General features: G+C 69.5%; 14 protein-coding genes and 1 pseudogene. 9 read left to right on the forward strand and 6 right to left on the reverse strand.

Going from position 1 to position 11961, the window contains the following annotated elements; all coding sequences use genetic code 11:
• Nucleotides 1-42: 42 nt before the first annotated feature.
• Entirely contained in the window at nt 43-705 is a 663-nt protein-coding gene (locus DAERI_RS02785; protein ID WP_103127924.1) for a TetR/AcrR family transcriptional regulator, read from the forward strand.
• 262 nt (nt 706-967) lie between these two features.
• Here DAERI_RS02785 and DAERI_RS22680 read toward each other — a convergent pair whose 3' ends face one another.
• Together DAERI_RS22680 and DAERI_RS22685 are read right to left on the reverse strand one after the other, a co-directional pair.
• Nucleotides 968-1198, reverse strand: a complete 231-nt coding sequence (locus DAERI_RS22680) for a hypothetical protein (RefSeq protein WP_235610203.1) — start codon at nt 1196-1198, stop codon at nt 968-970.
• 58 nt (nt 1199-1256) lie between these two features.
• The gene (locus tag DAERI_RS22685; protein ID WP_235610205.1) at nt 1257-1439 is read right to left on the reverse strand and encodes a hypothetical protein; all 183 of its coding nucleotides are present in this window, start codon (nt 1437-1439) and stop codon (nt 1257-1259) included.
• Nucleotides 1440-1482: 43 nt separating this feature from the next.
• Between DAERI_RS22685 and DAERI_RS22690 the strand changes: the two genes are divergently transcribed.
• Complete coding sequence (locus tag DAERI_RS22690; protein ID WP_235610207.1) at nt 1483-1734, forward strand: hypothetical protein; 252 nt, start codon at nt 1483-1485, stop codon at nt 1732-1734.
• A gap of 68 nt (nt 1735-1802) precedes the next feature.
• Here the strand turns inward: DAERI_RS22690 and DAERI_RS02795 are convergent, their stop codons facing one another.
• From DAERI_RS02795 to DAERI_RS02805, 3 genes are read right to left on the reverse strand one after another with little or no spacing between them, the layout of a single operon-like run.
• On the reverse strand, nt 1803-2180 hold the full coding sequence (locus DAERI_RS02795) for an NADH-quinone oxidoreductase subunit 15 (protein WP_103127925.1): 378 nt from the start codon (nt 2178-2180) through the stop codon (nt 1803-1805).
• Between the two features lie 44 nt (nt 2181-2224).
• Complete coding sequence (locus DAERI_RS02800) at nt 2225-2728, reverse strand: ATP-binding protein (protein WP_103127926.1); 504 nt, start codon at nt 2726-2728, stop codon at nt 2225-2227.
• Nucleotides 2725-4134, reverse strand: coding sequence for a family 43 glycosylhydrolase (locus DAERI_RS02805; RefSeq protein WP_165794039.1), 1410 nt, complete (start codon nt 4132-4134; stop codon nt 2725-2727). Before DAERI_RS02805 ends, DAERI_RS02800 begins: the two co-directional genes overlap by 4 nt.
• Before the next feature lie 101 nt (nt 4135-4235).
• Here DAERI_RS02805 and DAERI_RS02810 point away from each other — a divergent pair, with 101 nt between their 5' ends.
• Nucleotides 4236-4787 carry an AAA family ATPase gene (locus DAERI_RS02810; RefSeq protein ID WP_103127928.1) on the forward strand — a complete coding sequence of 184 codons (552 nt, stop codon included), beginning with the start codon at nt 4236-4238 and terminating at the stop codon, nt 4785-4787.
• On the opposite strand, the gene DAERI_RS02815 is transcribed toward DAERI_RS02810, so the two are convergent.
• Nucleotides 4744-6558, reverse strand: a complete 1815-nt coding sequence (locus DAERI_RS02815) for an alpha-amylase family glycosyl hydrolase (protein ID WP_103127982.1) — start codon at nt 6556-6558, stop codon at nt 4744-4746. The genes DAERI_RS02810 and DAERI_RS02815 overlap by 44 nt on opposite strands.
• 219 nt (nt 6559-6777) lie before the next feature.
• Between DAERI_RS02815 and DAERI_RS02820 the strand changes: the two genes are divergently transcribed.
• The 6 genes and pseudogenes from DAERI_RS02820 to DAERI_RS02840 all read left to right on the forward strand — a co-directional run bounded on the left by DAERI_RS02820 (nt 6778) and on the right by DAERI_RS02840 (nt 11353).
• Nucleotides 6778-7887, forward strand: a complete 1110-nt coding sequence (locus DAERI_RS02820; protein WP_103127929.1) for a BMP family ABC transporter substrate-binding protein — start codon at nt 6778-6780, stop codon at nt 7885-7887.
• Nucleotides 7888-8074: 187 nt separating this feature from the next.
• Nucleotides 8075-8731, forward strand: a pseudogene (locus DAERI_RS23260) (WD40 repeat domain-containing protein); the annotation flags it as partial.
• A 73-nt stretch (nt 8732-8804) separates the two neighbouring features.
• The gene (locus DAERI_RS22205) at nt 8805-9365 is read left to right on the forward strand and encodes a hypothetical protein (protein WP_103127930.1); all 561 of its coding nucleotides are present in this window, start codon (nt 8805-8807) and stop codon (nt 9363-9365) included.
• Nucleotides 9366-9408: 43 nt separating this feature from the next.
• Nucleotides 9409-10635, forward strand: a complete 1227-nt coding sequence (gene ispG, locus DAERI_RS02830) for a flavodoxin-dependent (E)-4-hydroxy-3-methylbut-2-enyl-diphosphate synthase (protein WP_103127931.1) — start codon at nt 9409-9411, stop codon at nt 10633-10635.
• Nucleotides 10636-10932, forward strand: coding sequence for a DUF7710 domain-containing protein (locus tag DAERI_RS02835; RefSeq protein ID WP_201262702.1), 297 nt, complete (start codon nt 10636-10638; stop codon nt 10930-10932).
• 10 nt (nt 10933-10942) lie between these two features.
• Nucleotides 10943-11353, forward strand: a complete 411-nt coding sequence (locus DAERI_RS02840; protein WP_439952246.1) for a DUF4259 domain-containing protein — start codon at nt 10943-10945, stop codon at nt 11351-11353.
• Nucleotides 11354-11961 lie beyond the last annotated feature (608 nt).

Below are 11961 nucleotides of genomic sequence, written 5' to 3' on the forward strand. Positions count from 1 at the left end.
GCCCCCTTGACTCGCTTAACAGTGTTAAGTAACAATACACCCATGGGCGAAACGAAGGCCGACATACCGGTGGGGGGTACCCGCCAGCAACGCCTCCGTCAGGCCAGCGCCGAGCGGCGAACCCGGCAGAAGCTCGACCTGCGCCGCACCATTCTGGATGCCGCCACGGATCTCTTCGAGAAAGAGGGGTACGAACGCTTCTCGCTGCGGCAGGTGGCGGAGGCCATCGGGTACTCGCCCACCACGATCTACCTGTACTTCACCGACAAGGACGACCTGCTGCACCACGTCGCGCTGGAGGGCTTCCGCTCCTTCGGCGAGGACTTGCAGCGGGCCTTTGACAGCGCGGAGGGGGCGCTCGACCGCGTTCAGGCGATGGGTCTGGCCTACCTGCGCTTCGGCATCACCCACCCCCTGCACTACCGCCTGATGTTCATGGTGCGCGGCGAGTTTCTGGAGCGGCCTAACCCGCCGGGCTACGAGTCCATCATCGATTCCTTCGGCGTGCTGCAACGGGCCGTCGAGGAAGGCCTCGCGCGGGGTGAACTGCGGCCCCAGCCCCCAGAGGTCTACACCTCCCATCTCTGGTCCCACGTCCACGGCCTGGTGTCGCTCCACCTGGCGACGCCGTTTCTGCCCCGCGAGAGTCTGGAAGGGCTGTTCCTGGCCCACATGGAGGTGTTCCGGCGCGGCGCCCACCCGTAATCTTTCGGCCACTTGGTTAACACCGTTAAGCTGGAGAACACCGCACAGAAGGAGGCACCCGCATGTCCCCGACACTCCCCAGATTCTCCCCAGTCCACCACCTCCGCGCCCTGTGGGAGACCCACCCGCCCCTGCTGCTCTCGGCCATCGTGACGGCGGGGATGGGCGTCTTTTTCCTGGCCGGAATCTTCCTCGACCCGCGCTACGTGACGGGCGCCCCGGTGTGGCTCAAGCCGCTGAAGTTCGCGGTCTCGGTCAGCGTCTACAGCGTGACGCTCGTGTGGATGCTGGGCTTCGTCCGGGGTCGGGCGCGGCTCGTCAGCGCGCTCGCCTGGACGGTGCTCATCACCCTCGCGCTGGAGTGGCTGGTGATCATCACGCAGGCGGCGCGCGGCACGACCTCGCACTTCAACGTGACGACGCCGTTGGATTCGGCGATGTGGAGTCTGATGGGCGGCTCCATCGCGGTGCTGTGGCTGGCGCATCTGGGCATCGCCCTCCTGGTGCTGCGTCAGCCCTTCGCCTCGCCCGTGCTGGCCTGGTCCCTGCGCCTAGGCCTCTTCCTCACGCTGGTGGGCATGGCCGAGGGGGTCCTGATGACCCTGCCGACCGCGCAGCAACTGGCAAGCTTCCAGGGCATCGCGGGCGCTCATACGGTCGGCCTCCCCGACGGTGGCCCCGGGCTCCCGGTGCTGGGCTGGAGCACGGCGGGCGGTGACCTGCGGGTCGGGCATTTCGTGGGGCTGCACGCCCTGCAAGTGCTGCCGCTGCTGTGCCTTGCTGCTGCGCCTGCCCCGGCTGAACGACCGTCAGCGGCTGCGGCTGCTGGGGATCGGCGCGGGCCTGTATCTGGGGCTGATCGGGCTCGTGACCTGGCAGGCGCTGCGGGGCCAGCCGCTCCTCGCCCCCGACGGCCTGACGCTGGCCGCTCTCGCCGGGCTGCTGGGGTTGGCGGGCTTGAGCGCGGCCTCCATTCTGTTCGCGGGCAGTCGGCGCGGACGGATCGCCCGGGTTGGGCCCATCCCGTAGCCGCGGATTCGGACAACGTCAGGGGCTCCGGTTCTTCGTCGGAGCCCCTCTACTCAGGTGGGAATCGCCTACGCCACGCCCTTCACCGCTCCGTCCAGCAACGTCGCCAACCGCTCGCGGGTGAAGGGCCGCTTGCCCTCCAGCAACCCGCGCTCGCCCGCGTGGAGGTGCCAGTGTTTGCTCCCGCCCATCAGGCGCAGCGAGACGCCCTTGAGGTCCACATGCCGGGGGCTGACCGCCGCCACGAGGAGGGGTTGCCCGCCCGTCGTGAGCGCCACGCTCATGACCGTGGTGGGCAGGTCGTAGGGGCGCTCCATGCGGTAGATGTAGTCGGGGAAGTCAGCGACCTTTTCAAAGCCCAGACCGCGCGCGGCGGCCTCGGCCTGAAGCCAGCCGAGGAGTTCCACCCACTGTGCGTACAGCAGCCCATCCTGTGCGTGTGCCATGTGTGATGAGTGTAACAAGCGGGAGGGGAGGAGGGGCAGGCAGTTCAGCTTTGTTCTTCCGGTCTCCTGGGCGCGACCTCGAACCCACCCGCAGGCGTGAGCCGGACGGCGAAGAGGGTGTCGAAGCCCTCCTCGGGGCTGGGAGGTTGCAGCCGTTTTGCCGCCGCATAGATCGCCACGTCGGGGACGCGGGCTTTCCCCTCACGGCGCCGGTTGCGTTCCAGCGCCGCCGCCAGGTCCGTCACGAACACGTACCCGGTGACCGTCGCCCCATGCTCACGGGCGAGGGTCATGGCCCCGGCCCGGTCCTCCCGCGTGGGGTTGGTGTTGTCGACCACCACGCTGCGTCCGCTCACCAACGCTTCCGCGATCAGTTGGCGCTGCCGCCTCGCCTTGTTGCGGTTGTTCGGGAACAGATCCTTGCTGACGTGGACGTGGGTGCCGGAGAACCGCTGCCGGTAAAAGGAGGTCTTGCCGCTGCCCTGCACGCCCACGAACAGCACGAGTTCGGGCGGGCTGCCGAAAGGCCCCGGCAACGGGTCACTCATGGGGACGCGACGGCACCCGGCGTGACCGTGACTGCGTCGAGCTGCACCGCGCCCGCCTCCTGCATGAAGCGCACGTCGTTCTCACCCGCGCGCAGGCGAACGGACACGGGCCGGGTGCCGAAGTTCGACCAGCCGCTCGGGGGATAGGTCACATCGGTGGAGGTGCCGTTCACGGTCACGCTCTGGCGAGCCACTTTCCCGGAGCCGTTGGAGTACCGCACCCGCAGCGTGTACGTCCCGTCGCGGGGGGCGCGCACCCGCGCGAAGTTCACGCTGTCCCCCGGCCCGTCCAGCCGAGCGGCCCGGCCCCCCGAGGCCAGCGGCTCCTCCTGCACCTGCACGCCGTTCAATCGCGCCTGCTCGGCCTCGTACTCGCCGGAGGGCAGGGGCAGCGCCGTGTCGAAAGAGGCGGGCCGCCCGAAGTTCGGGGTGCCGTCCGCCTTCCAGGTGAACTCCTGCGCGCGGATGCTGCGCCCACCCCAGCTCGCCCCCTGAACCTCGATGGCGTGGTACAGGTGCCAGTCCTCGGTGCCGTCCGCCGATTTCACGAAGCCGCCATGCCCGGGCGCATACACGCTGGCCGCGTCGTTGCGGGCGAAGACGCAGCCGTTCGATTTCTTCCAGGCGGCGGGGTCGAGGACATTCTTGCCCGTCAGGCTCAGCAGGCCCAGGCAGTAGTCGTCGGTCCAACTGCCGCTCGCGGAGTACACGATGAAGGTCCGCCCGCCGCGCACCAGCACCTCCGGCCCCTCGTTGATGTAGGGCTGCCCGATGCGTTCCCAGGGCTGGTCGGGCTCGGAAATCTTGACCCGCTCGCCCGCCAGCGTCCAGGCATTTTTCATGGGGGCGACGTAGAGGTTTTGCTGCACGTTCTCGGTGCCCTCCCAGCCGGACCACACGAAGTACCGCCGCCCGTCCGGCCCCTGGAAGACGGTGCCGTCGATGGCCCAGCGGTTCGTGGGGTCGGTGATCTGGCCCCGGAAGGTGTAGGGACCCGTCACCCGGTCGCTTTCCAGCACGTACATGCGGTGGTTCTCGTTGCGGCCGTCGTCCGCCGCATAGTAGATGTACCACTTGCCGTCCATCCGCACGAGTTCCGGTGCCCACAGCTCGCAGCAGGGTGAATCCGATTGCCCGCCGCGCCAGACCACCACCTTTTTCACGTCGCCCAGCCCCGTCAGGGTCGGGGAGGTGCGGATGCCGATACCGTCCTCATCCGACTGCACGAGGTGGTAGAGGGCGCCGTCGAACACCACCGAGGGGTCCTGTCCGGCGGGCAGGATGGGGTTGCGAAAGGTCTGCCCGGTGGGGTCGGGCGGCAAGGGCTGGGCGGACGTGGTGAGGGTTCCGAGGGCCAGGCCGAGCAGGGCGAGCGCCGCCAGCCGGAGGCGTGAACGTGGGGGCATGGCCCGATGCTGCCTCATCGGCGAGGTCCCGTGGTGTGGAGCCTATGGCCTCCGCCACCCTGCCGATGTTCTCCCCTCGCCCGTCATGCTCTCCTGCCCCCATGCGGCGCATCCTGGTCGTCGGAACGACCGGCAGTGGCAAAACGACCCTGGCCCGGGCCATCGCCGCGCAGCTGGGCCTGCCCCACGGCGAGCAGGACGCCTGGAACCACCTTCCCGGCTGGCGGGAGGCGCCGCTGGACCAGTTCCGCGCCCGGGTGGACGCCTTCACCGCGCAGCCCGCCTGGGTGATGGACGGCAACTACGGCAAGGCCCGCGACCTGGGCTGGACGCGGGCCGACACGCTGGTCTGGCTGGATTACCCGGGACAGGTCGTGTTCTGGAGGCTGCTGCGGCGAACGCTGCGGCGCGTTCTGACCCGGGAGGAACTCTGGAACGGGAACCGGGAGCGGTTGTGGGAACAGCTCACGGGCGGCGGCATCTTCGCCTGGTTCTTCCGCACCCACTGGCGGCGCAGGCGGGAGACGCCGGAGCTGCTCGCACAGTTCCCGCACCTCCGGGTCGTGCGGCTGCGTTCTCCCCGCGAGGCCGAACGCTGGCTCGCCTCCCTCAGCCCTGAAGCAGCACCCGACCTCCCGCCGCGTTCAGCGTGACCTCGCCTCCCTGGAAAAGTTCCCCGCTCAGCCCGTCGCGCCACTCGCCCGCCGGTAGGGTGAGGGTGACCTCGTGCGGCTGGGCTCGGCGGCTGGCGACCACGACCGCCCGCTCCATCCGTCCGCCTTCGTGGGTGTACTCGCGCAGGAAGGCGAGGGCGTCCGGCTCGGCGTGCAGGAAGCGCAGGTTGCCCTCGTGCAGGACGTGTGTTTCCCGCCGGAGGTGGATGAGCGCCCTGACCTTCGCCCGCAACTCCAGGTCCCACTCCCCCTCGTCCCAGGGCATGGACTCGCGGCACCAGGGCATCTGGCCGCGCGTGTGCTGGCTGAGCCCGATCTCCGAGCCGTAGTAGGTGCAGGGCACGCCCGCGTAGCCCATGAGGAGGGTGAAGGCGGCCAGGAAGCGGGTGCGGTCGTCGTCCACCCTTTTGAGTGCCCGCGAGATGTCGTGCGACTCGATCAGGTTGAACATGCTCAGGGCGACCTGCGGGGGCAGGGCGTGGTAGGCGTCCCACAGGATGTCGGCGAGTTCGGTGCCGTCCATCCGGCTAGGTTCCCCCAGGTGCGTCTCGCCGCTCAGCCACTGCATCACCGGAAGGCCGAAGCCGTGGTAGTTCATGGCGCCGTCCTCGCCCCGCCCGTCGAGCGCGTGTTCCGGGTCGTAGAAGCGCTCGCCGAAGACGTAGGCGTCGGGCTTCTCCCCCCGCGCCGCCGCTTTCAGGTCGCGGTGCAGCGGCAGGTTGTCCTCATCGGTGCCGCCCGACCCGATCATGTGTGCCACGTCCAGCCGCCAGCCCGCCGCGCCGCGCCGCAGCCAGTGCCGCACCACGCTCTCCTCGCCGCTGAAGAACTCCTCGACCGCAAAGGCGTTGCGGTAGTCGATCTTGGGCAGCGTCGGCACGTCGAAAAAGGCATGGTACGGCGGCTTGCCCGGCTCGTCCCGCCAGGTGAAGAGCGCCCGCTCGGGGGCGTCCTCCCGCTCAAGCGCGGCCCGGAACAGCACGTTCTCGTTCCCCATATGGTTGAAGACGCCGTCGAGGACAATGCGGACCCCCGCCTTCTCCGCCTCGTGCGACAATTCCTCCCACGCCGCGTCGCCCCCGAGATGTGGGTCCACATGCCGGTAGTCGCTGATGTCGTAGCGGTGGTTCGACGGGCTGACGAAGATCGGGGTGAGCCACAGCGCGTTCACGCCGAGGTCCGTCAGGTACGGGAGCGCCTGCGTGACCCCCTGGAGGTCGCCGCCGTAGTGCGCGTGAACGTCGCCCTTCTTTGTGATCGGGGTGCCCCACTCGGCATGTTCGACCGGGCGCCCGCCGTACAGGTACTCGCCCGTCCGCACGTCGTTCGCCGGGTCCCCGTTGCGGAAGCGGTCGGGGAAGATCTGGTAGAAGACGCTGCGCCACGCCCACTCGGGCGCCACATGTCCCGCGAGGTATTGGAACCAGTTCCGAAAGCCCCGCCGCGCGTGGTGCAGCCCCAGCGCCGTGAGGTTGAGGTGGTCGTCGGGGAACAGCAGCAGCCAGCCGTAGCGCACCCGCGCCTCGTGGACCGGCAGCTCGGCCTCGAACCAGCGCCCCTCGGTGCCCGGGACCTGTACCTCCCGCGCCGGAAGCAACTCGATCTCGCCCACCCGCACGAGCTTGAGTTTCACCCCGGTCACGGGCAGCGTCACCCGCACCCGGATTCGCACCGTCTCACCAACACCCGCGCCCAGGCGCTCGGTGTAGCCCGGCGTGTGGTCGTGTTGCGCCTCTCCCGCCCAGTTCATCGCCATAGCCATTCCCCCCAACGGCCCGCCCGGCACGGTTCCCCCACAAGCTGGTGTGGAGGTCGTGCCGGGCGGGCAAGCGTTGCCTTCAGGTTGTGTGGGCCGCGTGGCCCCGTCGCCAAGTGTGCGGGCCGGGGCGGCGGGAGGTCAAGGGGGAGCCCCCGGGTCCCGGAGGGCGAAAGGTTCTTGACAGAGGGGCCTTCCTACAGTAGGGGCGTCATGAAACCGACGATCCGTTCCGCCCGGGTCCCGTCCCTCCTCGCCCTCCTCGCCCTGTCCGGCGCCGCCGCCGCCCCCTCCCTGAACATCACCCTGGTGTTCGACCCCGCCGGGCCGTGGGACAAGGCCACCAACGAGGCGGCGGGCAGCGGGCTGGAGCGGGCGGTGCGCGACCACGGGATGCCCTTCAGCACGGTGACGGCCACCGACACGGCCGACATCCTGCGTCAGGTCCGCGCCGCCGCCCGCACGGGCAGCACCCTGGTGATCGCCTCGGGCAGGGACAGTGCGGCGCCGCTGACCGCCGCTGCCCGGGAGTTCCCGTCGGTACGCTTCGTGGGGGTGGACGCCCTGCCCGGCGGCCCCAACACGGCCGGCCTGCGCTTCCGCGAGCAGGAGGGCGCCTTCCTGGCGGGCTTCCTCGCGGCGGCGGCCACGAGCACGCGGGTCCTGGGCGTGATCGCCACCGAGGGCGACGTGGTGGCGCGCAAGTACCAGGCAGGCTTTCAGGCGGGCGTGGCCTTCGCGTGCCCGAATTGCCGTGTCCTGAGCGCCGCGCTGCCGCGCAAGGGGGACATGGTGGCCGCCTCCACCCTGGCCCGCAAGCAGTTCGCGCAGGGGGCCGACATCGTCCTGGCGGCGGTGGGGGCGAACAACCGCGGGGTGGTCACCGCCGCGACCGCCGTTCAATGCCTGCGGGCGGGGAGTCTGCCCGCCGGGGTGAGGTTCCAGGCCAACCCCTACGCCAAGGTGCCCCGCGGCGAGCCCTACCGGGCCGAGTGCAGGGGCGAGACCCGCCCCGTGTTCGCCATCGTCACCGAGAGCAATCTCGACAGCGAGGGCGACTCGGACGTGGACCGCAAGACCCTGAACCACACCCTCACGAGCGTGGTGAAGCGCGCGGACAACGCGGTGTACACGCTGGTGAGCGAGGTCGCCAAGGGCAAGTCCTGGCGGGCCGGGGAACGCGCCTTCGGGCTGGAGAACGCCGGGATGGAACTCAGCCTGGGCGACTTCAACCAGGCCCTGATCCCGGGGGACATAAAGGTCAAGCTGCAGAAAGTCCAGAAGATGATCGTCACTGGGCTGGTGAAGGTGCCGACCCAGTAGCCGGACCAAGACTGGGGTGCCTGTCCTGGCCGCCCTGACGCTGCGGGCCAGCCCGAAGAAGGTCGGGGGCCGAGGGTCTCCAGCGGTAGGCCGAACAAGGCCCCACGCCGCCCGGATAAGCTGGATCATGCGTGTCCTGCTTTGCCTGGCCCTCCTTCTGTGGCCGGGCCTGGCCCGCGCCCGGGCGATGGGGGTGGCCCTGCCGGGCGGGGGCTGGCTGGGCTGGCTCCTCCCCGAGCCCGGAGGCGCGCAGGGCGCCTGGCTCGTGCGCCTGGACAAGGACGGGAAGGTGGACGCGCGGGCGGAGGAGCCGGAGGTGGGGACCTGGTCGGGGAGCCTCGCCCTCTCCCCGGATGGCGGCACCGTCTTCAGTGCCGGGGAGAACCTCGCCGCGCTGGACAGCCGGACGCTCCGGGCACACTGGTCACGGGCGAGCGGCGTCCCCAGCCCCCCCCTGGCGGTCTCTCCTGATGGGCGGTGGTTGGCCCTCCCCGCCGGTGAGCCCGCGGATACGGCGCTGCTGGACGCGCGGGTGGGCAGGAGGCTGCGCGTCCTGAAGCACCCCGGTCCGGCCCTGAGCGGTGAGTACGCCTGGAACGTGTGGTACCGGGCGGTGACCGGGCTCGCCTTCTCCCCGGACGGGCGGACCCTCGCCATCGGCTCCAGGGGCGGCGGCGTGCGGCTGCGCGACCTCGCCTCCGGGCACGAGGTCAGGTTGATCTCCACTGGCCGATCCTGCCCGAACACGACGACCCAGCGGCCCACCGCACATGCCGGAGGCGTGCATACCCTGCGCTGGTTGGATGCCCACACGCTGCTCACCGCGGCCAACGACGGCACCCTGCGTCGCTGGAATACGGAGGCGCGCTCACTCACCGGCTGCCTCACCGTGCCCAGCGGACCGCAGACCGCAGGCCGTGTACGACCTCCCCGGCGGGGTCCTCGGGGTGGTCGCCGGGCCGTTCGTCCGGGTGCTGGACGCCCAGACCTTCCGTTTCACCGTCGCTCTGGGTCCGCACGCCGGATGGGTCCAGACGCTCCGGGCCTTTGGGGGACGCCTCCAGACGACCGATGCCGTCAGCACGCGGACCTGGAACCCCCTTACCGGGGTGCAGGAGGCGGTGACGGGGGCGGACCTCGCCACAGTGGAGGCAGGCGACGTGAGGGTGCATGTTCGGGCCGACATGCGGGTGCAGGTCATGCGGGCGGAGTCCACAGTTGACCTGACTCCCTTGGCAATTCCGGCGAGGAACGCGGAGGATGGGGGTTGGCGGTCCTGGAAGGCCCAACTGGTCGGCGATCTCCTGACCGTCACCGCGACCCACAACCTTAGCGTCGTGACGATGGAGAGACGTGACTTCTCCAACGTCTACACCTGGAATCTGGGGACCCAGCGCCTCGTCGCCTGCCTCAGCAGTGATGAACTCGGGGACAAGCTGATCCGGTCCGCACCCCATCCGCTCTGCCCCGCCCCGTGACCCCTTCCCCAACGTCCCGCCCCCGCCCCCCTACACTGGGGGCATGACCGCCCGCCGCCAGACCGTGACCGCCTGGGTGGGGAACGTGCCCATCGGGAGTGCCCACCCCATCGTCGTGCAGTCCATGACGAACACCGACACCGCCGACGCGGAGGCCACCGCCATCCAGGTCGCCCAGCTCGCCCGCGCCGGGTCCGAGGTCGTGCGGGTGACCGTGAACACCCGCGAGGCCGCCGCCGCCCTCCCCGAGATCGTCGCCCGACTGCATGAGGTCGGCATCGACGTGCCCATCGTGGGTGACTTCCACTACAACGGCCACATCCTGCTGCGCGAGTTTCCCGAGACGGCCCGCCTCCTCGCCAAGTACCGCATCAACCCCGGCAATGTGGGCGCCGGGCAGCACCACGACGCCAACTTCGCCACGATGATCGAGGTGGCCAAGGACTACGGCAAGCCCGTCCGCGTCGGCGTGAACTGGGGCTCGCTCGACCAGCAGGTGCTTGCCCGGTTGATGGACCTCAACGCCCGGCAGGGGAGCCCCAAAAGCGGCACTGACGTGATGATCGACGCGATGGTGACCTCGGCCCTGGAGAGCGCCGCCTACGCCGAGAAGTTGGGCCTGCCCCACGACCGGATCATCATCTCCGTCAAGGTCAGCTCCGCCCCCGAGTTGTGGAAGGTGTACCGCCAGCTCGCCGCGCTCTGCGACTACCCCCTGCACCTCGGCCTCACCGAGGCGGGCATGGGCATGAAGGGCATGGTCGCCTCCAGCGTGGCCCTTGCGCCCCTCCTCGTGGACGGCATCGGCGACACCATCCGCGTCTCGCTGACGCCCGAGCCCGGCGCCCCCCGCAAGCTGGAGGTCGAGGTCGCGCAGCAGATCCTCCAGAGCCTTGGCCTGCGCCAGTTCCTCCCCCAGGTGACCTCCTGCCCGGGGTGCGGGCGCACCACCTCCACCTTCTTCCAGCACCTCGCCCAGCAGATTCAGGACCATATCCGGGACGCGATGCCCGAGTGGAAGGCGAAGTACCCCGGTGTGGAGGAGATGCAGGTCGCCGTCATGGGCTGCATCGTGAACGGCCCCGGCGAGAGCAAGCACGCCAACATCGGGATTTCCCTCCCCGGCACCGGCGAGGACCCCCGCGCCCCCGTCTACCAGGACGGCAAGCTCCTCACGACGCTGAAGGGCCCGCGCATCGTCGAGGACTTCAAGGAGCTGCTGGAGCGGTACGTGGAGGAGCGGTACGGGCGGGAGCGGGCGGGGGTCTAGGTGCCTGAGGATATGCCGGGGGTCTGGGTTTTTATGGGTCTGCGGGCACAGCACCCAGCGGCGGTTTTCACCACTCTGGAGAAAGGGGAAGCCTGGGTGCGCAAGCACGGCCTTGAGGGCATGCTCACCTGGTATCCGCTTGACGTGAGCGTTTTCGATTGGGTGGTCGCGAAAGGCAAGTTCAGGCCCAAGCTCCATCAGCAGACGCCGGAGTTTCTGGCGCAGTTCTCCTCGGCCTCCCAGCCCCACCGTCATTACGAGAACCCGGAGCCTCCCCTGACCTCGGACGAACATTGATTCTGTAATCATGTCCCCCATGAACATCTGGGGCACCGGTCCATTCGAGAACGAGGTCGGCGCGGCTTTCGCGCAGGAGGTCGTGCAGGACGGCGCCTTCGCCCTCGCCGAGGCGTTTGACGTGGCGCTCGACCCCGATACGGATTTCCTCGCCGCCGAGGAGGGCTGGAGGACGCTGGCCGCCGCCGAGGTGCTGGTCGCGGTCCTGACGGGGGAGACGGCGGGCATGACGGACGCCGCGCTGCGCGCCTGGGTGGCGGAGGCGGACCCGGTCAGGCTGGAATTGCTGCGTGAGACGGCCCGTGAAGCCGTCGCCCGTGTCCTCGCCCCCGACAGCGAACTCCCCGACCTGTGGGCCGAGGGCGAGGACGCAGAGGCGTGGCGGGCGGACGTGCGGCGGTTGCTGGACGCGCTGGAGTAGGGCCTCGCGCGCGAACTCCCCGTGACGGGCGCAAGTAGGGGAAGTTCGCGCAAGCCGGAAAGCCCGCCCAGCACGCGCCGCGTGTTCAGCGCCAGAGTTCCGTGCGTACGAAACTGGACGGCGGGTGCCGGGTTCGCGCAGAATGCGAAGCGGAACGTGCGCTGGATAGGCTCTGGCGTTCGCACCGTTGCAGCCTGCCTTCGGGTGGGCTGAGGATTGAAACAACCTCTCCGATCTCACTGCACAGCTCGCGGCGGAGTTGCAGCCTGCCTTCGGGTGGGCTGAGGATTGAAACGTAGCACCGCCGAACTCATCGTCTCCATCACCGGTTGCAGCCTGCCTTCGGGTGGGCTGAGGATTGAAACATCAGCGGCCAGATCATGCGGGCCGAGTACACGCGTTGCAGCCTGCCTTCGGGTGGGCTGAGGATTGAAACATGCGGAGGCCGGACGATTTCACCCACGAATCGGTGTTGCAGCCTGCCTTCGGGTGGGCTGAGGATTGAAACATCAGCGGCCAGATCATGCGGGCCGAGTACACGCGTTGCAGCCTGCCTTCGGGTGGGCTGAGGATTGAAACACGAACGCCATCTGCTCCTCCTCGGTCAT

The sequence above is a fragment of the Deinococcus aerius genome, from assembly GCF_002897375.1.
Taxonomy (GTDB): Bacteria; Deinococcota; Deinococci; order Deinococcales; family Deinococcaceae; genus Deinococcus; species Deinococcus aerius.

Excerpts from the sequence above, each read along its gene's own strand:
- DAERI_RS02785 (WP_103127924.1), top strand. The coding sequence starts at position 43 with ATGGGCGAAACGAAGGCCGACATACCGGTGGGGGGTACCCGCCAGCAA.
- DAERI_RS02805 (WP_165794039.1), bottom strand. The coding sequence starts at position 4,134 with ATGCCCCCACGTTCACGCCTCCGGCTGGCGGCGCTCGCCCTGCTCGGC.
- DAERI_RS02820 (WP_103127929.1), top strand. The coding sequence starts at position 6,778 with ATGAAACCGACGATCCGTTCCGCCCGGGTCCCGTCCCTCCTCGCCCTC.
- DAERI_RS02795 (WP_103127925.1), bottom strand. The coding sequence starts at position 2,180 with ATGGCACACGCACAGGATGGGCTGCTGTACGCACAGTGGGTGGAACTC.
- DAERI_RS02800 (WP_103127926.1), bottom strand. The coding sequence starts at position 2,728 with ATGAGTGACCCGTTGCCGGGGCCTTTCGGCAGCCCGCCCGAACTCGTG.
- DAERI_RS02810 (WP_103127928.1), top strand. The coding sequence starts at position 4,236 with ATGCGGCGCATCCTGGTCGTCGGAACGACCGGCAGTGGCAAAACGACC.
- ispG (WP_103127931.1), top strand. The coding sequence starts at position 9,409 with ATGACCGCCCGCCGCCAGACCGTGACCGCCTGGGTGGGGAACGTGCCC.
- DAERI_RS02815 (WP_103127982.1), bottom strand. The coding sequence starts at position 6,558 with ATGAACTGGGCGGGAGAGGCGCAACACGACCACACGCCGGGCTACACC.
- DAERI_RS22685 (WP_235610205.1), bottom strand. The coding sequence starts at position 1,439 with ATGCCCGACCCGCAGGTCACCGCCCGCCGTGCTCCAGCCCAGCACCGG.
- DAERI_RS22680 (WP_235610203.1), bottom strand. The coding sequence starts at position 1,198 with ATGCCCAGATGCGCCAGCCACAGCACCGCGATGGAGCCGCCCATCAGA.
- DAERI_RS02840 (WP_439952246.1), top strand. The coding sequence starts at position 10,943 with ATGTCCCCCATGAACATCTGGGGCACCGGTCCATTCGAGAACGAGGTC.